This is a genomic window from Streptosporangium sp. NPDC049376 (genome assembly GCF_044466505.1).
In the GTDB taxonomy this organism is placed as follows: domain Bacteria; phylum Actinomycetota; class Actinomycetes; order Streptosporangiales; family Streptosporangiaceae; genus Streptosporangium.
Genome location: NZ_JBITMT010000002.1, coordinates 541723 through 563272, shown reverse-complemented (window position 1 = coordinate 563272; position 21550 = coordinate 541723). Strand labels below are relative to the sequence as shown.

Sequence of the window (21550 nt, the reverse complement as noted above, 5' to 3'; positions counted from 1 at the left end):
AGTCTCAGCGGGCCGTACGGCTCGCCCCGGAGACGAGGACGTCGACCACCGTGCGGGCGAGGTCCGCACGCGACGGCTCGGGCGCCGGTGCCGTCAGGGGTCCCGCCGGTTCTGGGGCCAGGCAGCTGACGCGCACGCCCTCGGCCGCCCACTCCACGGCCAGCGCCCGGGTCAGGGCGACCACCGAGGCCCGCGCGGCCGACCGCAGGGCGTGCCCCGCCCCGGGGTACGGCACGGCGGAGTGGAACAGCAGGTGACCCCGTCGCTCACGCAGGTGGGGCAGGGCGGCGTCGGCGACGACGACGGGACCGAGCTGGGCGGCGCCGGTCCTGCCCAGGTCACCGGCGGCCGGCGCCTCGACCACGCCGACGACGTGGTCGATCCCGCCGCTCTCCTTGGCCACGCGTGCCAGGGCCTCCTCGACGGAGCGCGGGTCGCTCACCAGCGTCCAGGGGAAGGAGAACACCGCGGCGCCGTGCCGTCCGGCCAGCTCGGCCACCGCCGCGCCCACCCCGTCCCCTTCGCCTTCGCTCTCGCCTTCGCCGAAGACCACCACGGTTCCGCCGTTCAGCGCCGCGCCGTACGCGGCGGGCGGCTGCTCCGGCACCCGCTCGGCGGCGAGCTGGAACAGCCGCTCGGCGATGAACACGTCGACCGGGTGGGTGACCTTCATGTTGCGCTCACTGCCGGGCACGACGTGGATCGGCACGTCGGGCAGGTAGCGCAGCACGACGCCGCAGTCGTCGGTCGGCGGCCGGTCGGCGAAGCCGGGATCGGCGAACGCCCGCTCGTAGGCCTCGCGGATCACCGGCAGGCGGAAGCACTGCGGGGTCTGCACGCGCCGCAGCGCCGCCCGGTCCGGGACCTCACGGACGACCTCCCCGTCCGGTCCCCGCCCGACGACCACGATCGTGTCGGAGGTGGGGATCGCGACCTCGACGGCCCGGTGGGTCCGCAGCGCCTCGACGCACTCGGTGATGACGCGCGGTTCGAGCAGCGGCCGTACGGCGTCGTGCAGCAGCACGTCGCACTCGCGCTCTTCGTGCTCTTCGTGCTCTTCAAGGGCCCGCAGCGCCCGCCAGGTGGTCTCGGTACGGCTGGCGCCGCCCTCAAGGACCCGGCTGACCTTCGTGAACCCCCCCGCCGCGACGACGCGCTCCACGTCCTCGGTGAAGCCGGGCGTCATCAGCACGAGGATCTCGTCGATCTCCGGGGCGTCCTGGAACACGGTCAGCGTGTGCTCGATGATCGACCTGCCCGCGATCTCGACGAGCTGTTTGGGGGTGTCGAGCCCGACCCGCCTGCCGACCCCGCCGGCCAGGAGAACCCCGACGGTGTGCGGGCGTGGTTCAAGAACGGTCAAGGTCTGACTCCTCCAACGGTCTGGATACGGCGAGCGTAACGGTTGACCGTCCGATCCCGGCCCGCGGTCCCGTGCTATGCGGTCAAGATCTCGCTACCCTGAGTGCGCACTCCCCGATTCGTACGGCGAAGCCGTCGGATACGAAGGAGCTCTTCTTGCCCGATCCCGATGCCTCCCTCCCCGCGGAGGGCCTCCCCCCAGACATTCCATCCGACGGCTCCACACCCGTTCCCGCCGCCCGGACGGCCACCGTCGTGCTCGCCACGACGGACGCCGCGGGACTGCGCGGGCAGGGCGGCACTCTGCTCGACCGGCTGACCGCCCAGCTCTCCGGGCTGCCCACCGGGGACGTGCACGTGGTCACCCGCTCAGGCGACGTCATCCGCGCGCCCGGCGGCGCCTACATGATCGGCTCGGAGGGGTCCGGCGGCCTGGCGGACGACCTGCGCAGGGTCGCGGGCGTCGCCCGTACGGCCACGGGACCGGTCGCGGTGCTCGCCGGGAACCTGGTGGCCCACACCGAGGCGCTGGCGCTGCTGCTCGAACGCCCGGGACGCGACACCGGCGCCCTGGTCACCAGGGGGGACGGAACCCCGCCGGTCAGGATCGACAGGGGGCTGGTCTCCGCGGCGGGGACCTCCCTCCACGACGTGGAGGGCCCGAACGGCGCCTTCCACGGTGCCTTCCAGGTGGGCGCCGACGACGTGCGGACCCTGGCGGCGACCGCGGAGACGCTGGCCGACCTGGCGGAGGCCGGTGGCCTCGGCACGACGGACGGCGCGGAGGCGGGCGAGCTGCTGCTGTCCGGCCTGCTGCGCTCCGGTGTCGCGGTGCGGGCCGTCGGGCTCGGACGGCTGCGCTGCGACCGGGTGACGACGCAGGAGGAGGCGAACGCGGCCCTGCGGCGGCTGAGCGAGGTGGACGAGTCCGAGGCCCGGCTGGACGCGGCGATCAAGAGCGACGACGGCTTCTTCGCCACCTTCTTCGTCAGCTCGTGGTCCGGACACGTGGTCAGGGTCGCGGCGCTGCTGGGCCTGCGGCCGAACGCGGTCACCGGTGTCTCGGTCGGCCTGGCCGTACTGGCCGCCGTCTGGTTCTCCGCGGGCACCCGTCCCGCGCTGGTGACCGGGGCCGTGCTGGTCTACCTGTCGTTCGTGCTCGACTGCGTCGACGGCCAGCTCGCCCGCTACACCCGGCTGTTCTCCCCGCTCGGCGCCTGGCTCGACGCCACCTTCGACCGGGTCAAGGAGTACGTCGTCTATCTGGGACTCGCCCTCGGTTACCAGGGGGAGGGCATCTGGCCGCTGACCGTGGGGGCGCTGATCCTGCAGACGCTGCGGCACACGGTCGACTTCTCCTACGTGGGCGCCAGGGCGGACGCCGAGCGGGCGGGCCACGCCTGGGCGGGGGCCGCGGGTTCACCGGCCGCCAGGAGCGACGTGGCCGTGGCCGCCGAGGGGCCCCGGCGGCGGGGGCGCGATCCGTACGGACCGGTCGCGACGCCCGCCGAGCCGCCGGTGCCTCCAGCGCCCCCGGCGTCTCAGGTGCCTCAGGAGCCGCCCGCACGGCGGGCCAACGCGGTCGTACGGCTCTCGCACCGCCTGGAGCAGGACTCCCTCACCCGCTGGCTGAAGAAGATCATCGTGCTGCCGATCGGGGAGCGGATGGCGTTGATCGCGGTGACCGCGGCGCTCTTCGACGCGCGGGTGACGTTCCTCGCGCTGCTGGGGTGGGGCTGCGTCGCCATGCTCTACACGCTTTCCGGCCGGGTCGCCAGGTCGATGAGCAGGTGAGAGGGGAGCCATGGTCACCGTTCACATGACGCCGGTGCCGCGCGGCAACGTGGTCGCCTACCGCGACGACGGGGTGCTGTCGCGGGGGATGGGCGCGCTGGTCGTCGGGCAGTTGCCGCCGCTGCCGCCCGTGCTGGTCGGCACGTTCGTGACCGGGGTGCTGCTGCTGGTCGGGGTCGCGGGCACCGACGGGCTGGCCGTCCTGGCCCCCGCCGTCGCGCTGCTGCTGGCGGGCCCCGGCAGCTCACACCCGCACGACGGCCGTCTCGACTGGCTGGTGCCGCCGATCCTGCGCCTGACCGAGTACGGCTTCGTGGCCTCGGTCGGGTTCGCCCACGACGTGCCGCCCTGGTTGATCTTCACCCTGCTCGGCGCGATGGCCTTCCACCACTATGATCTTGTCTATCGTCTGCGGCAACGCGTCTATCCGCCGCAGTGGCTGGCGACCTTCGGGCTCGGCTGGGACGGCCGGATGCTGCTGGTCGCGCTCGGCGGGCTGACCGGGCAGGTCACGCTGGTGTTCGCCCTGCTTGCGCTGTATCTGTGGGGTCTGTTCGGGTGGGAGAGCGTTACCTGCTGGCTGGCCGTACCCCGCTCGAAGGCGGGTTCGGCCGGCCTGGAGACGCGTGACTGAGAACACCCGGCAAACCTCCGATTACACGATCAAGGCCTGAAGGCAACTAACCTTTGGGACCAGGAGTGCCCGTCGAGGGGCTCACTTGGATGAGGAGTGCACGTTGCTGGGAATGGTGCTGGCCGCCGGGGCCGGACGACGCCTGCGGCCGTACACCGACACGCTGCCCAAGGCGCTCGTGCCGGTCGACGGTGATACCACGATCATGGACATCTCGCTGCGGAACCTCGCCGCGGCCGACCTCCGTGACGTCGTGGTCGTCGTCGGATACCAGGCGCAGGCCGTACACGAGCGCAAGGCCGAGCTGGAGCGGCGGCACGGCGTGAAGCTCACCCTCGTGCACAACGACAAGGCCGAGGAGTGGAACAACGCCTACTCCCTGTGGTGCGCCCGTGACCACTTCGACCAGGGTGTGCTCCTGGTCAACGGCGACACCGTGCACCCGGCCTCCGTCGAGGAGACGCTGCTTTCCGCGCCGGTGACCGGCGACATCCTGCTCGCGGTCGACAACGTCAAGAAGCTCGCCGACGAGGAGATGAAGGTCACCCTCGACGACGACGGTCACCTCAAGCTGATCACCAAGCTGATGGACCCGGCCGCCGCGGCCGGTGAGTACATCGGCGCGACGCTGATCCGTCCGGGTGCCGCGGAGCGGCTCGCCGACGCCCTCAGGGCCACCTTCGAGCGCGACCCGCAGCTGTACTACGAGGACGGCTATCAGGAGATGGTCACCCGCGGCGAGAAGATCGCCGTAGCCCCGATCGGGGACGTCCCGTGGGTCGAGGTGGACAACCACGACGACCTCGCGAGGGCCCGGGAGATCGCGTGCCGATACTAGCCAGGATGCTGCCCGCCCCGCTGACCATGGAGGTACGGCGGGGCGCGGTCGCCCAGCTCGGCACGCTGCTGGCCGACAGCAGGGTGGCGACCTCGGGGCGGGTCGCGGTGGCCGTCGGAGTGGGGCAGGGCGACCGGATCGCCTCGGTCATCGCCCCCTCGCTCGGTGAGGCCCAGGTCTTCCGGGTGGCGAACGGCTCCGTCGACGCCGCGGTCTCGCTCGGCGCCGACCTGCGCAAGGGCGCCTACGAGGCGGTGGTCGGCATCGGCGGAGGCAAGACGATCGACGCGACCAAGTACGCCGCGTCGCTCGCCGGGATCCCCATGGTCGCGGTGGCGACCAACCTGTCGCACGACGGCATCTGCTCGCCGGTCGCGTCGCTGACCCACGACGGCGGCAAGGGCTCCTTCGGCGTGCCCATGCCGCTGGCCATCGTGGTCGATCTCGACTTCGTGCACGACGCGCCCGACTCCCTGGTCCGTTCCGGGGTCGGCGACGTGGTGAGCAACCTGTCGGCGATCGAGGACTGGCAGCTCGGCAACACCGAGCGGGGCGAGCCGATCGACGGTCTGGCCTGCGCGATGGCCCGCACCTCGGCCGAGGCGGTGATCGGAAGGAACGACTCCATCGAGTCCGACGCCTTCCTCACCGTGCTGGCCGAGGCGCTCATCATGTCGGGGATGGCGATGGTCATCGCCGGGTCATCCCGTCCTTCGAGCGGCGGAGACCATGAGATCCTGCATGCCGTGGATCAGCTTTTCCCCGGCACCTCGAACCACGGCGAACTCGCCGGAATCGGTGCCGCCTTCTGCTTCTTCCTCCGCGAGGACTCGCGGAGACTGACCCAGGTCGTCGAGTGCCTGCGCGGGCACGAGCTTCCGGTCACCCCCGGCGACGCCGGACTGACCGAGGAGCAGTTCACCGAGGCCGTCATGCTGGCGCCCTCGACGCGTCCGGGACGTTACACGATCCTGGAGCACCTGCGCCTGTCCGAGCCGGAGATTCGCGAGCGGGTGGGGGACTATGTCCGGGCCGTCGGTCGCTGAGTTCCGCGCGGTCGCCCAGCCGCAGTCGACCATGGGTCGCAACAGCGGCGAGCACTGGGCGGGCTCGCTGTACATGCGCAAGCTGTCGATCTACGTCACCTGGTTCCTCGCCAAGACGCCGATCACCCCCAACCAGACCACCTGGCTGATGATCCTTTCCGGACTGCTGGCGGGCGTGGTGCTCACGGTGCCGGGGTTCTGGGCCGCGGTGGGCGCGGCCCTGCTCATCCAGCTCTACCTGCTGCTCGACTGCTCCGACGGGGAACTGGCCCGGTGGACGGGCCGTACCTCGATCACCGGTGTCTACCTGGACCGGGTCGGGCACTACTTCGCCGAGGCCGCCCTGCTCATCGGTCTTGGCTTCAGGGCCTCGGAGGTCCTGCCCGACTGGTACACCGTGCTGGGCTTCGCCGCCGCGCTCGGCGCCATCCTGATCAAGGCCGAGACCGACCTGGTCGACGTGGCGCGTGCCCGCTCCGGGCTGATCGCGGCGACGGAGAGTTCGGCGGAGCAGTTCCGCTCGCGGGGCCTGGGCATGGCCCGCAGGGCCGCGGCGGCGCTGAAGTTCCACCGGCTCGTCCAGGCGGTCGAGCTGTCCCTCATCGTGGTGCTCGTGGCCCTGTGGGACGCCCTCAGCGGCGGTCTGGCCGCGACGCGGGTGCTCATGGTCGCCTGCGTGGTGGTCGCCGTGCTGCAGACCGCTCTGCACCTGGTGAGCATTCTGGCCTCCAGGCGGCTTTCGTGAGGAACCGGATGGCGTTTCGGTGCGTCGTAGGTGCGGACGTCCCACTGTTTGGTGGGTGTTCGCCGGAGGTTCCGATACGCTTATTTCCCGGTAAATCAGGAAGTTGTACTGAAGCCAGAATCGCCCCACCCAGCAGACTCGGTGATCATGAAAGTATGCCCCGCACGTGCTCTCGACGCGTCAAGGCGATGACGCGTTGAAGATCTCGTGCGTCATCCTCACCATGGGCAACCGGGTCCCTGAGCTGGCCCGGGCCGTCGAGTCGGCCGTCAACCAGGTCGACGGCGATGTCGAGATCGTCATCGTCGGCAACGGCGCGGACGTGCCCGAACTGCCGGTCACCGTGCCCGCGGGATCGGCGGCCTCGATCAGGACCGTCCGGCTCAGCCACAACACCGGCATCCCGGCCGGTCGCAACCGCGGCGTCGAGGAGTGCTCCGGCGACGTCGTCCTCTTCCTGGACGACGACGGCTGGTACGGCGAGAGCAACGTCATCTCCCACCTTCGTGAGCGCTTCTCGACCGAGCCGGACCTGGCGGTCGTCTCCTTCCGCGTGATGGACCCCGAGGGCGGTGTCGGTCAGCGCCGTCACGTCCCGCGCCTGCGCGCGGGCGACCCCGAGCGGTCCTCACCGGTCACCACCTTCCTCGGTGGCGCCTGCGCCATCCGCCGGTCGGCCTTCCTCCAGGTCGGCGGCCTCCCCGAGCGTTTCTTCTACGCCCACGAGGAGACCGACCTGGCCTGGCGGCTGCTCGGCGAGGGCTACCGGATCGAGTACGACGCCCAGACGGTCATGTACCACCCGCAGGTCCCGCCGACCCGCCATGCGGACTTCTACCGCCTCAACGCCAGGAACCGCGTCTGGCTGGCCCGGCGCAACCTCCCCTGGCCGCTGGCGGCTTTCTACCTCCTCAACTGGATCGTTCTCACCCTGCTCAGAGAACGTTCCCGTCCGGCGTTGCGCGCCTGGTTCACCGGCTTCACCGAGGGGATGCGCGAGCCCGCGGGCGAGCGCCGTCCGATGGGCTGGAAGACCGCCTGGCGCATGCTCCGCCTGGGCCGTCCCCCGATCGTCTGAGCCGTCAGCCGGGCGCGGCGGCGTGCGGCTGACCGAGATCGTCCTCTCCTTGCCGAGGAGCGGTTCCACCGGTTTCGAACCGGTGGCCGCACGGGCGCGACCGGTCGGTCATACGCCTCGGGCGTGCGGATCCTGGGGGGCTGCCAGGAAAGGGGCGAGGCGTTCGAGCTGGTCGACGGCGGAGACCAGGTCGTCCGCCAGGGGATGCACGAGGACGTGGTCGGCGCCCGCCTCCAGGTGGGCGCCGAGCCTGTCGGCGACGGTCTTCTCGTCCCCCCAGCCCAGGATGGCGTCGATGAGCCGGTCACTGCGTTCACCCGCGAGGTCGTCGTCCCCGTAGCCCAGGCGCCTGAAGTTGACGGTGTAGGGGGTCTCGACGTCACGGAACCGGGCGGGGGTCAGGGCGCGCATCCGCGCCCTGGCGGAGACCGGGTCGGTGTCGAGGACGACCGCCTGGTGAGGGATCAGCAGTTTGCCGGGCCCCAGCCGCTCGCGCGCGATCGCGGTGTGCTCGACCGGCTGCATGAACGGGTGCGCTCCGTCGGCGTGGTCGGCGGCGAGCCGGTGCGCCCGGGGCCCCAGGGCGGCCAGGACGAGGGGATAGCCGATTTCCGGGAGCAGCGTCGTCGCCGCGGTCGCCATCGCCTCTAGATAGGCCTGTAGCTCTCCCAGCGGGCGGTCACCGCCGTGCCCGCCGAGACCGAGGACGAACCGCCCGGGGTAGGCCTCGGCGAGGGTGGCGGCGCCGCCGTGCGCGGCGAGGGGCTCGCGCATCCGGATGTTCGCCACCCCCGTTCCGACGACGATCCGGTCGGTCGCGGCCAGCATCACGGCGTGCTGGGTGAACACCTCACGTCCGGCGCCGAGGGAGGTCGCCGGGGGTTCGCCGCTCCACAGTGAGCCGTAGCCGAGCCGTTCGACGCGGGAGAACTGCTCACGTTGCACGCCGACAGGGGTCCTCAGCAGAGTGGGCGGGGCCAGCCAGACACCGAACCGGCCCAGCCTCAGACGTGTCTCTTCCACGGTCACGATCGCCTGCCTCCGGGGTATGGGAGGACTCTCCATTATTCGGAGAGGCCCTCCGTTTTGTGTACACCACAATACGGAGGTTGCCTCCGTTTGGCAATCGGCGCACGTCGTCGAGCGGCCTGTCACAGGCGGCTGCTGTGTCGTGAGGAGAGGCCGGGCCGACGAGCCCTGTCCCAAGCGGCCGGGTTGCCCGGCCTCTCCCGAGGGCGGGTTGCCGGGGCCTTGTCCTGAGGAGGCCGGGTGGGGGCACCTTGCGCCATGGACGGGGCCCCGGGGCGACCGGAGGGGGTCGCGGTGGGGCGGACGGAGGGAGCCGTCGGCCTGGGCGCGCCGGGCGGAAGGCGCCGGGTGGGGCGCGTCGAGTGGGGGCGCCGGGCGGAGGGTGTACTCGCCCACCTCGACCAGCCGCTGTTCCGGGTGCCGCTGCCGGTCGAGGTGGGCGAGGCGCCGATGGCGGCCGTCCGGGCCGGGCGGCCGCCATCGCTGTGGTCCGTGGACCAGTTCGTGAGAGGGACTAGGGAATCCAGTTGAAGGTGTCCGGGTCGGGGCCGACCCGCTCGCCGCGGTTGAGGGCGGAGATCGTGTTCATCTCCTCCTCGGAGAGCTCGAAGTCGAAGATGTCGAAGTTCTCCTGCATGCGCTCGCGCCTGAGCGACTTGGGGAAGACGATGTCGCCCCGCTGGATGTGCCAGCGCAGCGTCACCTGGGCGGGTGTCCTGCCGTGCCGTTCGGCGATCCGTACGATCGTCGGGTCGGTGAGCACCTTGCCCTGCGCGATCGGCGACCATGCCTCGGTGGCGATGTCGTGCTCGGCGTCGAACGCCCTGATGTCGTCCTGGGTGAGGTACGGATGCGCCTCGATCTGGTTGACCGCGGGCACGGTCTCGGTCTCCTCCAGGACCCTGCGCAGGTGGCTCACGTGGAAGTTGGAGACGCCGATGGCCCTGACACGCTCCGAACGGTAGATCTCCTCCAGGGCCCTCCAGGTCTCCACGAAGTCACCGACGGCGGGCAGCGGCCAGTGGATGAGGAACAGGTCCAGGTAGTCGAACCCCAGCTCCTCCAGCGTCCGGTCGAACGCCTTCAGGGCGTCGTCGTGGGCGTGGAAGCCGTTGTTCAGCTTGCTCGTGACGAACACCTCGCCCCGGTCGAGACCGGACGCCCTGACCGCCTCGCCGACCTGTGCCTCGTTGCCGTACATCTCGGCGGTGTCGATGTGCCGGAAGCCGACTTCGAGCGCGGACAGCACCGCCGCCTTCGTCTCGCCAGGTTTGACCTGGTAGGTCCCGAACCCCAGCTGCGGGATCTCGACGCCGTTGTTCAACCTGATGATGGGTACCGAAGTCATCCGATTTCCCCTTGATGTCTGTGTGTTGAGCCCCAAGCATGCCGGTACCCGGCTTTGTGCCGTTTAACAGGTGCCCCTCGACATCGCCGACCGGCATCGTGATCCCGCTGACCTGGAGAGAAGGGACAAATTTCCCTTATGCGGTGATAAGTGGTGAGAAGCGGGAAGGGGTGCGGCACCCAAGGGCGGGGAAGAGCCCCCGGGCCGCAAGGTCCGCCGAAGCCGTACGAGGGCGGCGCCGGTGGTCGTCCGGCCCGGGGGTTCCGCGCGCCTCGCGGCCTCTCCGGGGTTCACGCGGCGGCGTCCGCGGGCTCCGGGTCGGAACGGGGAGACGGGAGGGGGCCGGAGGGCTCGGGAAGCCTCAGTGCGATCAGGACGGCCACGGCCAGGACCGCGACGAGGCAGACCAGTACGGTGCGCACCCCCCAGGCGTCGGCCAGGGCGCCGAAGGCGGGGGAGAGCAGGCCGCCGACCGACAGGGTCAGCCCCAGGGTGAGCCCGCTGGCCGTTCCCACCCGGTTGGGAAGGTAGTCCTGAGCCAGGGTGACCTGGGCGGCGAAGGGCACGAACAGGGCGGTGCCGAACAGCGCCGTACAGCACAGCACCCCCGCCAGGCCGGGTGAGAACACGACGCCCGCCACCGCGAGCGCGGCCGTCAGATAACCGAGGCGGATCGTGCTCAGCCGTCCCCGTCGTTCGGCGAGCCATCCGCCCGCGAGGGTGCCGACCACGCCGCCCGCGGTGAAGACGGTTAGCGTGGCCGTCCCGGTGGCGGTCGAGACGTGGAAGCGGCCGATGACGTTCAGGGCGGCGAAGGAGCCCATGACGACATAGGGGATCGACCAGAAGACCGCCAGGGCCGACAGCCGGGCGAACGCCCGCCAGTCGTCGCGCCCCGTGGCCCCCTCCGCGCCCGCCGGGGTGGTCGCGGTTGCCGGGCCGGAGCCGGAGGCGCGCCGGGCCAGGAGGTAGCCGACTCCGGCCACCACGGCGGGCACGGCAAGCAGCCAGGTGCCCCGGGTTCCGGCGGCGTTGAGGACGAGGGCGACGAACAGCGGGGCGAGCGCGCCTCCCACGTTGCCGCCGACGGAGAAGACGCCCATCGAGCGCGCGGAGCCGCCGCCGGCGATCCGTGCGGCCTTGGCCGCCGCGGGATGGTAGGCGGCGACGCCCAGGCCGGAGACCGCGATGGCGAGCCATGTCCACGCGTAGTCGTCGACCAGGCCGGACAGGCCGACCCCGACGCCGGCCGCGATCATGCCCACGGCGACCAGCCAGCTCATCCGGCGGCGGTCCACGGCCACGCCGAACAGCGGCTGCACGACGCTGGACAGCCCCGTGGCGGCCACGATGATCCCCGTGGCCAGCGCGTAGCTGTAGCCGCGCTCGGCCACCAGGAAGGGGAGCAGGGCGGGGACGGCGCCCTGGTACATGTCGTTGACCCCGTGGGTGACCGTGAGCAGCCCCAGGGCCCTGCGGTTCTTCACTCTCTCGTGCGTCCTTCTCGTGAAGGTCTGAGGACTGTCCTCAGACCTCAGACAACATAAGGTGTCGATCTTCCCTGGAGTTCCGGAACTCCCGGGAAGAGGTCAGGGGGTCGCCAGCAGGGTGGCGGCCTTGGCGCTCCAGCGGCCCTCGCTGCGGGTGATCCGCACCGGGTGGTCGAAGCACGCGCTGATCAGGTCGGTGGTCAGGACGTCGTCAACCGGGCCGGAGGCCAGGCAGTGGCCCTTCCTGAGCAGCATCGCGTGAGTGGTGCTTGCGGGAAGCTCCTCCAGGTGGTGGGTGACCAGGACCGTGGCCAGCGAGGGATGCTCGTGCCTGAGCAGGTCGATGCTGCCGAGGAGCTGCTCGCGGGCGGCCAGGTCAAGGCCCGTCGCCGGCTCGTCGAACAGCAACAGCCGTGGCCGGGGCATCAGCGCCCTGGCGATCAGGGCCCGGCCACGCTCGCCCTGCGACAGGGTGGGCCAGCGCGCCTCACCCCTGGCGCCCATGCCCAGCAGCTCGATCAGGTGGTCGGCGCGCTGGGTCTCCTCGGCGGTGGGCGCCCAGCGGGGCACGAGCGCGATGGTGTTCGTCAGGCCGGTCAGGACGACCTCCCTGACCCGCAGCGGGGAGTCAGGGGCGTGACGCGGGTCGACGTGACCCAGGTAGGAGCGCAGCTCCCGCATGTCGACCCGGCCCAGCCTGCGCCCGAGCACCTCGACGACGCCGCGGGTGGGGTGGGTGACCGCGCCCAGCAGGTTGAGCAGTGTGCTCTTGCCCGCGCCGTTGGCGCCGAGCAGGGCCCAGTGCTCACCCCGGTGCACGGTCAGGGAGATCTGCCGCAGCAGGTGGTTGCCGTCGCGCACGACGTCGACCTCCTGCGCGTGCAGGACGGGCCCGGTTTCCGAGGGCTGGGAGACGATCATCGGTCGGCCATCTCCGCCCTGATGAACGCCATGGTGCCCTCCAGGTTGTCGGCCGTGGCGGCCACCGCGGCCTCGGCGTCGCCGCGCGCCAGCGCCTCAAGCACGTCGGCGTGGGCGCACGAGACGTCGGGCAGGGCGGCCTCGTGGGTGACCATCTCGATCAGCGCCGCGCGCAGCACGGGGCGCACCACGTCGAACAGGCCGACGAGCACGGCGTTGCCGGACAGCTCCACGATCGCGTGGTGGAAGTCGAGGTCGGCGTCGACGAAGGCGGCAGGGTCACCGCCGACCCGCTCCTGGCGCTCGCGCAGCCTCGCCCTCAGCCGCTCGACGTCCTCGGGGCGGATGCGCCGCGCGGTGAGCCTGGCGGCCTCGACCTCAAGGGCCCTGCGCACCTCGTAGGCCTCAAGCAGCCGGGCCCGGCGCAGGAGCTGGCGCACGTCCGGCCCCTCGTGGGGGATCGCGGACAGGTCGGTGACGAACGTGCCCGAGCCGTGCCGTACGTCGACCAGACCGTCACGGGCCAGCAGGCGGATGGCCTCGCGCACCGAGGAACGGCCGACGCCGAGCTCCTCGGCGAGCCGCACCTCGCTGGGCAGCCGTTCACCGGCCTTCCAGCGCTGCTCCCTGAGCAGCTCGCGCAGCAGGCTCTCCAGTTGCGGCACGACGGGTCCGTGCCGCAGGCCGGGTGACTCGGCCATCTCCCACCTCCCATGGGCTCTCCTCGATGGGAGAACCCTAACAGGTCCTCAGACCTCTGAAGACCGACGAAGGTCCTCCGGGAGCCCATGAAGGCACCCGGGACCATAAGGCTCCGATAGCCCGGGAAGGCCTTCCTGGCGAAGGCTCCCAGCACCCCTGGAGGTCAGAGCACGCGGAGATCACCGGCCGGTTGCTGTTGTGCTCCCTGGGAAGAGCGGGACGGGGAGAATCGCTAGAGTTCGAAAATCCGAACATGGCTCCATCGGCGTCCTACGGCGCCGCGAAAGGTTCCGGCGTGGACGTCTACACCCTCGGCGAGGCCTTCGCCATCGTCAGCAGCAGCCGGATCCGTCACGAGAACGAGGTCAGGCTGGACGTCACGGGATCGGAGTTCACCGTCGCGGTCGGCCTGGCCAGACTCGGCCACAAGGTCGCGTGGCTGGGCAAGGTGGGAGCGGACGAGCTGGGCCAGCGGGTGCTCACCGCGCTGCGCGGCGAGGGAGTGGACGTCTCCGACGCCAGGACCGAGGACGGCTCGGCGACCGGGATGATCCTGCGGGAGACCAGACCGGGACAGGCGGCCAAGGTCACCCACTACCGGGGAGGCACCCGGCTCGCCCAGGGGAACGTTCCCATAGACCGCATCGCGGCCGTGCGCATCCTGCACGTCAGCGGGGTCACCGCCGCGCTGAGCGCGCGCGACGCCGTGCAGGCCGCGGTACGGGCGGCGCAGGCGGCGGGGGTCGTCGTCTCGGTGGCCGTGGACTACCACGACCGGCTCTGGCCCGATCTGCGGGAGGCGGAGGAGGTCCTCGGCGCCCTGGCAGGCTCGGCCGACCTGCTGTTCGTACGGCAGAGCGAACTCGACCTGGTCAAACCCGCCCTCGGCGGCGGCAGGCAGGTCGTGGTGCTCAGGGGGACCAGGGGGGCGAGCGTGCGGGTGGACGGCGTCCGCCACGACGCCCCGGGCATCGTGGCGCCCGTGGTCGACCCCGGAGGGTGCGAGAACGCCTTCGTCGCGGGCTATCTCAGCGCCCTGCTCGACCGGCTGCACCCGACGGACAGGCTGCGCAGGGGCGCCCAGCTCGCGGCCTTCGCCGCGTCGAGCCCCAGCGACTGGCAGGGCCTGCCGACCCGCGCCGAACTGCCGCTCCTCGAACTGGAGGGCTGACCTACAGCTGCTTGGCCTCGCCGAGCGTCATGGCCAGGTGGGAGACCGTACCGGTCAGCACCGCGCGCCTGGGCAGGCCGAGCTCGCTCAGCTCCTTGGCGATCGGGTGGTTGCCCAGGCGGATCAGCGCCCCGCCGAGGCGGGCCCGGACCCCGCGCAGGGTGGCCGACCAGGGGACACGGCGGGTGACACCGTCGAGCTGGCCGTAGGCCCTCGGCGGCGTGACCCTGCCCACGAAGGGGACGGCCGCCCCCGGCTTGACGAGCAGATCGAGCACCAGGCGGCCGTCCCTGCGCACCACGCACCGCTTGTACGGCGAGGCCATCCGCAGGTCGATGTCGGCGACCTCCCGGGGGAAGCCCCAGATGGCGCGTCCCGCCTCCGCGGCGAATTCCCGGTCGGACGGCAGCCAGTGGACGAACGACCCCGCCCCGGCCCGGCGCAGCTCGGCGAGGTTGGCCCGCAGGCCACGAGCCCTGGGCGGCGGCCCGGCGTCGGGCGGCCTGGTCAGGAAGGAGACGGCGAACTCCCGGCAGGCCTCCAGGTCACCGTCGGCGTGCTCGGCGAACGCCAGCGTGCACAGGGCCCTGCCCGGCAGCACCTCGGCGACGTCGAACCCCGAGTAGGCGATCACGGCCCGGGCGGCGTCCGCTCTGACGAGATAGGAGGCCGCGCACGCCACCGCGTCGCGGACGCGGACGGGGGTGGATATCTCACGTCCCTGGATCAGATGGCGTGCCATGCCTCCAGTACACCAATCTCCACGGCGGACGTCACCGGTTTGCCGGCCCATTCCTCAAGGCGGCCGACGAACTCACCCGCGTGGTCGGGCCAGTGGTGCTCGTTCAGCGCCTGCTCGTACCCGCGCTTGCCCATCGCCGTGGCCCCGCCGGGGTCGTCCCGCAGCCCGAGCACGGCGTGCAGCGCCGCGTCCACGTCCCCGAACGGCACGACGACGCCGCAACCGACCCGCTCGACCATCGAGGCGGCGGCGGGCAACGGCGTGGTCACCACCGGGACACCCCTGGCCATGTACTCCACGACCTTGGTCGGCATCGACTGCCGGTAGTTGGGCACGTCGTGCAGCAGGGAGAGCCCGGCGATCGCCCCCTCGGCCATCCGCAGCGCGTGCTGGTTGGGCACGTAGCCGTACCAGTCGAGCACGCCCTCCCGCTGCGCGTCCCGCAGCAGCGGCCTGATCTCCTGGTCGGCCGCCCCGACCAGGTCGGTCCTGATCCCGTGCGGCAGCAGCCGCCTGGCCAGCTCGACCAGCTCGACGGCCCCCCTGGCCGCCGACAGCTGGCCGACGTAGATCACCCGGTTCCCCCCGGGCGGGGCGGGCGGGCGCCGGGGCACGTAGGTGGTGTTGAGCACCACGGGATGGGGCCTGGAGAAGCGCTCCTGGTAGGCCTCCTCGGCCAGGATCAGGTGCATGCGCCGCTCGGCCCTGGCCTCGACCCCGCGCACCAGCGACGGCAGCGTACGGCGCAGCACCTCAGGCAGGTACGGCTTGGCCTCAAGGGCGGCGGCCGTGTCCTCGTGCACGTCCCACACGGTCGCGGGCCTGCGCCTGGGCAGCCGGAACAGCAACTCGATGTCGTGGACGATCAGCAGGTCGGCGCCCTCGATCCCGCGTTTGAGTGCCTTCCTGGCCGCCTTGAGCGCGCGCCTGCGGCGCCGCCCGGTCGCGCGGGGAACGTCGATCGCCCTGATCCCGGGATCGGGCGTGACGTTGCAGTCGGTGAAGGGCGCGACATAGGTGATGTCATGCCCGGCGTCGAGGAGCGCCCGGATCTGCCGATGCATGATCCGGGCGTCTTCGGGGTGATGGACGATCGTCCCGACACATACCCGCATATGCCGATGCTGAGTGCCGGTTCCGTCCGCACCGGATGCGTTGAGTGAACTACCGGGGAACGGCGGCTGAACTCTCCTTCGAGGAGGGCCTGCGGTACAGCCAGACCAGGCGGGGTTCGAGCAGCCATTTGAAGAGCGTGCGGGTCTGCGGCAGGCTCAGGATGATCGCCAGTACGAGCGAGCTCGACGCGATCGCCAGCACGCCGAGCGGGCCGTACAGCCAGGGGAGGCTCAGCCACTTCTGGTCCTTGGCGATGAGCACGACGACACCGTGCAGCAGGTAGGTGTAGAGCGTGCGGGTGCCCAGGTCGGAGAACCAGGTCTCGCGCCTCGGCACGAGCGCCAGCAGCGCGACCGAGAGCGCCAGGCCCGCCAGCAGCATGGCCGCGCGCACGCTCAGGCCCATCCACCAGCTGAGGTGCATGTACTTGAAGCTGTAGCGGTAGTAGACCGGGTCGAGGCCGACCCTGGGGGCGAGGTAGACGGCCACCGCGACGCCTCCGGCGACGACGAACCCGGCGGCGATCCGCACCCAGAACGGCTTGAGCAGGTCGAAGTGCTCGGGCTTGAGCAGCAGGCCGAGCACGTAGAACGGCAGCAGGCCGAAGAACCGGTCGAGGCTGAAGTCGCCGGATATCTCGGAGAAACCGGCCACCATGTATATGGTCACCGCGACCAGCAACGGCTGGCGCATCCGCGTCCAGATGGGGGTGGAGATCCGCCAGAGCACCAGCGCGACGAGATACCAGTTCAGCCAGGCCGGGTCGATGATCGTCAGGGTCCACTTCTGGCCGAGCGCGTAACGCAGCAGGGCGTAACCGATCTCGATGAACGCGTACGGCACCAGCATGGTGTCGACCAACTTGTTGATCTTCGCGTTCGAGTTCCAGAAGTTGCGTCCCAGATAGCCGCTGATCAGCACGAACGCCGGCATGTGGAACGTGTAGATGAACAGGTAGGCGGCCCTGGAGGAGTGCGCGGCCAGGGTCGGCACCAGCGAGTGCCCGATGACCACCATGACGATCAGGACGAACTTGACGTTGTCGAGGTACGGCTCGCGCTTCTTCTTCGCCGGGGGAGCGGTGGGCTCCTCCTCGGCGTAGGCCCGCTGCTCCCACTCCAGGGCCGCCGGACCTCCGACGGACGAGGGGGCGACGACCGGTCCCGCGGCGTGCGCGCCGACGGGAACCGGGGCCCTCTGCTGCTCGGTGACCTGGGGGTGTTCGTCCAGGTAGGCAGGGATTCTGGGCCGGGCGTTCAGGTGCGAGGCCGCCCGTGAGCCCCGGCGGCGCGGCGTGGTCCGCTCGGGGAGCTCGGCGGGAGCCGGTGCGGTGTACCCGGCCTGCTCGGCGGGCGCGGGGGGTTCCTGAGACGGGACGGGGGAGGGGCGGTCCCAGGGGGAGACGGTCGCCTCTCCCCACGCGGAGGGCCGACGGTCGGTCTCCTGGGGCTCGGGCTGCTGCCGGGCGGAGTTCTCCCAGTAGGAGAAGGTCTCCGAGGAGGGGGGCTCGGACGGGGTGCCCGAGGTCCACGCCCGTGCCTGGGCCGCGCCGAACTCCTGAGCCCACCGCGCGTCCCGCTCCCGGGCCTCCGGCCTCTGAGAGGCGGGTTCCTGGGACGCGGTGGTGTGCGGGGGGTCGTGAGGGCTGGGGTAGGGGCTGCGCGCCTGCCGTGCGGCGGACGGCGCCGCGCCCGCCCCGGAGGTCTCCTCACCCCCGAAAGCGGATGACCCCTCCCAGTACGGCGTGCCCGTCTCCCCGCCGGGCGCGTTCTCCGGGTCCCGGTAGGCGGGGTAGCCCCACGCGGTCACCTCGCCCGCCCCCTCCGCGGGGTCGGGGGCCGGAGGCTGGGGCCACGGCGCCGCCCTTCCGTCCTGTCCGCCGGTTTGCCCGCCGCCTCCGGCGCCACTGGCGCCGTCGTCCCATGGGGCCGGTACCGGGGAAGAGGGTCGGGTGTCGCTCACGAGGAAAACGCTCAGCTATCTGTCGGAGACGGGGAAGCGGACCGGCGAGATCGCCCGGGACACGGACGGATGACGGAGTCGTCCACCGGTCGGACCACCATAAACGCTCTTGGACGCCCTGTCGCACGAGCTCGCCGCGTTTCACGGGGTTTCGTGACCGTCGGGGCGGCCCGGAGCTGGGAGAACGGCCCCGTTCCCGGAGGAACGGGGCACGGGGCGGTGCCGGAGGGCACCGGGGACAGGGCTCAGAGACAGGGGTTGGTGTTGGCGTCGACCACGTCGCCCTTGATGCTGTCCGGGATCTTGATGGGAGCGGCGACACCCTGCCAGTCGGCACCGATGACCAGCTGGATCACCGGCCCCTGGCCGTCCGTCGTGGTGGCCGGGGCGCTCGCCGTCGGCGTCGCGGTGGGCGCGGTCGAGGCCGTTCCGGTGGCCGACGGGACGTACGGCTCGCTGCCGCCCGGCTTGAGCTTGCCGCCCTCCGGCTTGACCTTCTCCTTGTTGAGGAGCTTGGCGGCCACCGGGGCGGCGTAGTCGGCGCCGTCCTGGGCGTTCCTGGCGTACAGGATGCGTGTCTTCGGCTGGTCGGCGCCGCTGGGCAGCCGCGCGTTGCCGACCTCGGTCACCGTGAAGCCCTGGGCGGCCAGCGCGTCGGCCACCTCCTGCGCCCTGCCGGCGACGCTGGTGCCGTTGAGCACCTGGACCCTGACCTGGGAGGGCTTGATCGCGGGTTTGGCGGGGGCCGAGGTCTGGCCTGGGCTGGCCGAGGGCTTCGGCGTGGCGGTCGGCTGCACCTCGATGTCGCTGCGGATCGCGGCGAAGAGCTGGTCGGCCTTCGGCTGGGCCCACTCGACCCGGCCGGGGTCGGGCGCGTACGGCTTCCAGGGGACGGTGACGGACTTCAGGCCCTTGGCGTTGAGGGAGGCCGCGCTCTGCGCGATCTCCAGGAGCCGTCCGGTGGTGAGGTTGCGGTCCATCGTCACCGAGGAGGTCGCGGCCTCAAGGAAGCTGGTCAGCTTGCCGAGGTCGGTGAGCAGGTCGGAGCTGGTCGCCTTCTTCATCACCTGGGTGAGGAAGACCTGCTGGCGCTTGATGCGGCTGATGTCGCTGCCGTCGCCGAGCGTGTAGCGGGCGCGGACGTAGGCCAGGGCGGTCTCGCCCTTGACGATGTGCTTGCCCTTCTTCAGTTCGAGCTTGGCCTTCTTGTCCGTGACGTCCTTGGGCAGGCAGATCTCGATGCCGCCGAGGGCGTCGATGATGCCCTTGAACCCGGAGAAGTCGACCTTGACGAAGTGGTTGATGTGGATGTCGGTCAGCGTCTCGATCGTCTTCCACGTGCAGGTGATGCCGCCGTCGTTGAAGGTCGCGTTGATCTGCCGGAGACCGGCGGGGATGATCGCCTTGGTCTTGGGGTTCTGGCACTCGGGCGCCTGGACCATCGAGTCGCGGGGAAAGCTGATCAGCGTCGCCTTGTCGCGGTTCGGGGAGATGTGCAGGAGGATGATCGTGTCGGTCCGCTCACCCGTTCCCTGCAGGTGCTGGCCGTACTTCTTGTTGCCCGCGCCGTCGCGGCTGTCGGAGCCGACGACGAGGACGTTGAGCGCGCCCGTCTCCGGCGGGCGGTCGGCGCCCAGCTTGCCCTCGACGTCCTCACGGGTGATGTTGCCCTCGATGTCCCGGTAGAACTTGTAGCCGGTGAGGGTGCCGACCACCATGACGCCGGTCAGCGCGACGCTGACCCAGGCGCCGACGCCGAGCTTGGCGGCCTTGCCGCCCGACCCTCTCGACCGGCCGCCGCCGTTCCTTCTGGGAGGTTCCTGGTAAAGAGGGGAGATCTCCTCAGGCGTCACGCCGTTCCCGGCCGCGCGCCTGGACGCCCTGCGCCCAAGGGCCGGCTGGGTGGTGTGATCGCTCATGGCGACGTGCCGCTGGTCGCTCATGCGATCTCCTTGCTCGGCGGCGACACCCGCTGTCTCGGCTCGCTCATAGCGCCCAAAGAGTAGGTCACGAAGTCGGCGTGGGGAGTCGTGATGGTACGAACTCAGCCATGATCTCCCCCGGGGACTGCGCGGTGATCCGGCCGCCCAGCATACTCAAATACGGACATTTCTTGGAATGTTACTGAAGGAAGGTTTACTTGCGGCGAAAGCCGCAGCAAGGCAGGCCAGTGGTACGGCGGGCAGTACGTAGCGGTAGTCGAACTCCGCCACCGCCGCGGGCATGACCAGCAACGTCACCGCCGTCGCCCAGGGCAGCGCCCACACCACCGGGACGGATCCGGCCGACCTGGCCCGCCGTACCCCCGCGACGACCGGAGGGAGGAGCAGGATCACCAGCAGCGCGGCGCCGGGCAGTGCGGCGACGCCCTGGTAGGCCCGCATCCAGCCCGCGTACGGCTCGACCACCTCGGTCTCGATCGGCCCCCGCTCGTAGAGCCGGGCGAAGGAGGCGCCGACCAGGGCCGGGTAACGTCCCGGCGGCTCGGGCGTCGCGGCAGGGAAGAGGTAGTGGTCGTAGATCTCCTGGTCGGGGTAGACGGGCCGGTCCAGCGTGAAGGAGCGGCCGAGCTCCGTCAGGACCGAGCCCAGATAGTCCAGCGGCTGACTGCGGATGGCCAGCGAGGCGAACTCCCCGGCCAGCGCGTCGGTCTCCCGGGTGAAGGTGATGCCGGGCAGCCTGACCAGCGGGGAGTCCTGACCCCAGAGATACTCCTGCGAGGGGGGCCGCGACGCGGGCGGCCGGGGGTCGCACAGGACGGCCAGCTCCGCCGACGGCCTCATCACCGCGCAGTCGGCGAACGTCATCGTCTTGGCGTACAGGAAGGCGCCGTTCGCGCCGACCAGGCCGATCCTGCCGGTGGTCGCGTGGAACCAGACGCCGTAACCCAGGATCGGCAAAGCCGCCGCGGCCAGCGTCACCGCCGCGACCGCCACCCGGCCCCGCTGCCGGTAGAGCAGCCACGCGCCCAGGAGCGCGACCAGCGGCAGCCCGACCGTCCTGGTCAGCGTCGCCGCCGCGACCAGCAGGCCGATCGCGCACGCCCCGGCCATCCGCCCCCGCTGACTCCCGGGCTCCCGTACGGCCAGGCAGACGGCGGCCACCACGAGCGTCGTGAACAGCGTGTCGGAGACCAGCAGGTGCTCCAGCTCGATCTGGTAGGCGTCCAGCAGGACGGGGACGCAGGCGAGCGTCGCGGCCCAGGCGGGGGCGCGCAGCCGCCTGGCGGTGAGGTAGACCATCACGCCCGTCAGGAGCCCGAGCAGGTGCTGGACGCCCGCGACGAGGGCGAAGCTGTGCAGGGGCTCCAACAGCCGCAGGAACATCGAGTAGCCCGCCGGGCGCACCAGGTCGGGCCTGGGCCGCATCGCGGTGACCACGTAGGTGTAGGAGTCGGGGAACCACAGCGCGGGCCGGTAGCCGAGCATGGCGAGCGCCCGCAGGACGACGCCGAGACCGAGCACCACCAGGAACCACCGCTGCCTCAGCGGTTCCAGCGCGGCCCGCTCCGGCACCGGGAAGAGCCCCCTGCGCCCCCGCACCCACCCGACCACTACCGCCCCCTTCGCATG

18 protein-coding genes are annotated in these 21550 nt (G+C 71.3%); 7 read left to right on the top strand and 11 right to left on the bottom strand.

Annotation, left to right across the window (positions count from 1 at the left end; genetic code table 11):
• Positions 1–4 precede the first annotated feature (4 nt).
• A complete protein-coding gene (locus tag ACIBVQ_RS07955) occupies positions 5–1363 on the bottom strand; it encodes an SDR family oxidoreductase (protein ID WP_399176349.1) in 1359 nt (452 codons plus the stop codon).
• Positions 1364–1518: 155 nt separating this feature from the next.
• On the opposite strand from ACIBVQ_RS07955, the gene ACIBVQ_RS07950 reads away from it, so the two are divergent.
• The 6 genes from ACIBVQ_RS07950 (at position 1519) to ACIBVQ_RS07925 (ending at position 7497) form a co-directional block, all read left to right on the top strand.
• Complete coding sequence (locus ACIBVQ_RS07950; protein WP_399176347.1) at positions 1519–3156, top strand: CDP-alcohol phosphatidyltransferase family protein; 1638 nt, start codon at positions 1519–1521, stop codon at positions 3154–3156.
• 10 nt (positions 3157–3166) lie between these two features.
• Entirely contained in the window at positions 3167–3790 is a 624-nt protein-coding gene (locus ACIBVQ_RS07945) for a DUF5941 domain-containing protein (RefSeq protein WP_399176345.1), read from the top strand.
• 103 nt (positions 3791–3893) lie between these two features.
• Positions 3894–4628, top strand: a complete 735-nt coding sequence (locus ACIBVQ_RS07940) for a phosphocholine cytidylyltransferase family protein (protein WP_352009946.1) — start codon at positions 3894–3896, stop codon at positions 4626–4628.
• A gap of 5 nt (positions 4629–4633) precedes the next feature.
• Positions 4634–5674 carry an iron-containing alcohol dehydrogenase family protein gene (locus ACIBVQ_RS07935; RefSeq protein WP_352010172.1) on the top strand — a complete coding sequence of 347 codons (1041 nt, stop codon included), beginning with the start codon at positions 4634–4636 and terminating at the stop codon, positions 5672–5674.
• A complete protein-coding gene (locus ACIBVQ_RS07930; protein WP_352009945.1) occupies positions 5652–6419 on the top strand; it encodes a CDP-alcohol phosphatidyltransferase family protein in 768 nt (255 codons plus the stop codon). The genes ACIBVQ_RS07935 and ACIBVQ_RS07930 overlap by 23 nt, the downstream gene beginning before the upstream one ends.
• A gap of 196 nt (positions 6420–6615) precedes the next feature.
• Positions 6616–7497 carry a glycosyltransferase family 2 protein gene (locus ACIBVQ_RS07925; protein WP_352009944.1) on the top strand — a complete coding sequence of 294 codons (882 nt, stop codon included), beginning with the start codon at positions 6616–6618 and terminating at the stop codon, positions 7495–7497.
• Between the two features lie 108 nt (positions 7498–7605).
• On the opposite strand, the gene ACIBVQ_RS07920 is transcribed toward ACIBVQ_RS07925, so the two are convergent.
• From ACIBVQ_RS07920 to ACIBVQ_RS07900, 5 genes are all read right to left on the bottom strand, one after another.
• Positions 7606–8520, bottom strand: coding sequence for a TIGR03620 family F420-dependent LLM class oxidoreductase (locus tag ACIBVQ_RS07920; RefSeq protein ID WP_399176342.1), 915 nt, complete (start codon positions 8518–8520; stop codon positions 7606–7608).
• Between the two features lie 520 nt (positions 8521–9040).
• Positions 9041–9874, bottom strand: a complete 834-nt coding sequence (locus ACIBVQ_RS07915; protein ID WP_362910224.1) for an aldo/keto reductase — start codon at positions 9872–9874, stop codon at positions 9041–9043.
• A 290-nt stretch (positions 9875–10164) separates the two neighbouring features.
• Positions 10165–11361: an MFS transporter gene (locus ACIBVQ_RS07910; protein ID WP_399176340.1), complete on the bottom strand. Its 1197-nt coding sequence runs from the start codon at positions 11359–11361 to the stop codon at positions 10165–10167.
• Positions 11362–11463: 102 nt separating this feature from the next.
• The gene (locus ACIBVQ_RS07905) at positions 11464–12285 is read right to left on the bottom strand and encodes an ABC transporter ATP-binding protein (RefSeq protein WP_386193487.1); all 822 of its coding nucleotides are present in this window, start codon (positions 12283–12285) and stop codon (positions 11464–11466) included.
• Positions 12282–12986, bottom strand: a complete 705-nt coding sequence (locus ACIBVQ_RS07900; RefSeq protein WP_352009939.1) for an FCD domain-containing protein — start codon at positions 12984–12986, stop codon at positions 12282–12284. The genes ACIBVQ_RS07905 and ACIBVQ_RS07900 overlap by 4 nt, the downstream gene beginning before the upstream one ends.
• A 254-nt stretch (positions 12987–13240) precedes the next feature.
• Here ACIBVQ_RS07900 and ACIBVQ_RS07895 point away from each other — a divergent pair, with 254 nt between their 5' ends.
• Positions 13241–14158 carry a PfkB family carbohydrate kinase gene (locus ACIBVQ_RS07895; RefSeq protein WP_399176337.1) on the top strand — a complete coding sequence of 306 codons (918 nt, stop codon included), beginning with the start codon at positions 13241–13243 and terminating at the stop codon, positions 14156–14158.
• A 1-nt stretch (position 14159) separates the two neighbouring features.
• On the opposite strand, the gene ACIBVQ_RS07890 is transcribed toward ACIBVQ_RS07895, so the two are convergent.
• The 5 genes from ACIBVQ_RS07890 to ACIBVQ_RS07870 all read right to left on the bottom strand — a co-directional run bounded on the left by ACIBVQ_RS07890 (position 14160) and on the right by ACIBVQ_RS07870 (position 21532).
• On the bottom strand, positions 14160–14900 hold the full coding sequence (locus ACIBVQ_RS07890) for an acetoacetate decarboxylase family protein (RefSeq protein ID WP_362772587.1): 741 nt from the start codon (positions 14898–14900) through the stop codon (positions 14160–14162).
• On the bottom strand, positions 14885–16015 hold the full coding sequence (locus tag ACIBVQ_RS07885; RefSeq protein ID WP_352009936.1) for a glycosyltransferase family 4 protein: 1131 nt from the start codon (positions 16013–16015) through the stop codon (positions 14885–14887). Before ACIBVQ_RS07885 ends, ACIBVQ_RS07890 begins: the two co-directional genes overlap by 16 nt.
• A 49-nt stretch (positions 16016–16064) precedes the next feature.
• Complete coding sequence (locus tag ACIBVQ_RS07880; RefSeq protein ID WP_399176335.1) at positions 16065–17978, bottom strand: acyltransferase family protein; 1914 nt, start codon at positions 17976–17978, stop codon at positions 16065–16067.
• 245 nt (positions 17979–18223) lie between these two features.
• A complete protein-coding gene (locus tag ACIBVQ_RS07875) occupies positions 18224–19921 on the bottom strand; it encodes an LCP family protein (RefSeq protein WP_352009934.1) in 1698 nt (565 codons plus the stop codon).
• Between the two features lie 153 nt (positions 19922–20074).
• On the bottom strand, positions 20075–21532 hold the full coding sequence (locus ACIBVQ_RS07870) for a phospholipid carrier-dependent glycosyltransferase (RefSeq protein ID WP_362772578.1): 1458 nt from the start codon (positions 21530–21532) through the stop codon (positions 20075–20077).
• Positions 21533–21550 lie beyond the last annotated feature (18 nt).

Bases quoted from the DNA above. Each gene is read 5' to 3' on its own strand.
- ACIBVQ_RS07935 (WP_352010172.1), top strand. From the start codon at position 4,634: ATGCTGCCCGCCCCGCTGACCATGGAGGTACGGCGGGGCGCGGTCGCC.
- ACIBVQ_RS07900 (WP_352009939.1), bottom strand. From the start codon at position 12,986: ATGGCCGAGTCACCCGGCCTGCGGCACGGACCCGTCGTGCCGCAACTG.
- ACIBVQ_RS07875 (WP_352009934.1), bottom strand. From the start codon at position 19,921: ATGAGCGACCAGCGGCACGTCGCCATGAGCGATCACACCACCCAGCCG.
- ACIBVQ_RS07890 (WP_362772587.1), bottom strand. From the start codon at position 14,900: ATGGCACGCCATCTGATCCAGGGACGTGAGATATCCACCCCCGTCCGC.
- ACIBVQ_RS07930 (WP_352009945.1), top strand. From the start codon at position 5,652: ATGTCCGGGCCGTCGGTCGCTGAGTTCCGCGCGGTCGCCCAGCCGCAG.
- ACIBVQ_RS07895 (WP_399176337.1), top strand. From the start codon at position 13,241: ATGGCTCCATCGGCGTCCTACGGCGCCGCGAAAGGTTCCGGCGTGGAC.
- ACIBVQ_RS07885 (WP_352009936.1), bottom strand. From the start codon at position 16,015: ATGCGGGTATGTGTCGGGACGATCGTCCATCACCCCGAAGACGCCCGG.
- ACIBVQ_RS07915 (WP_362910224.1), bottom strand. From the start codon at position 9,874: ATGACTTCGGTACCCATCATCAGGTTGAACAACGGCGTCGAGATCCCG.
- ACIBVQ_RS07945 (WP_399176345.1), top strand. From the start codon at position 3,167: ATGGTCACCGTTCACATGACGCCGGTGCCGCGCGGCAACGTGGTCGCC.
- ACIBVQ_RS07905 (WP_386193487.1), bottom strand. From the start codon at position 12,285: ATGATCGTCTCCCAGCCCTCGGAAACCGGGCCCGTCCTGCACGCGCAG.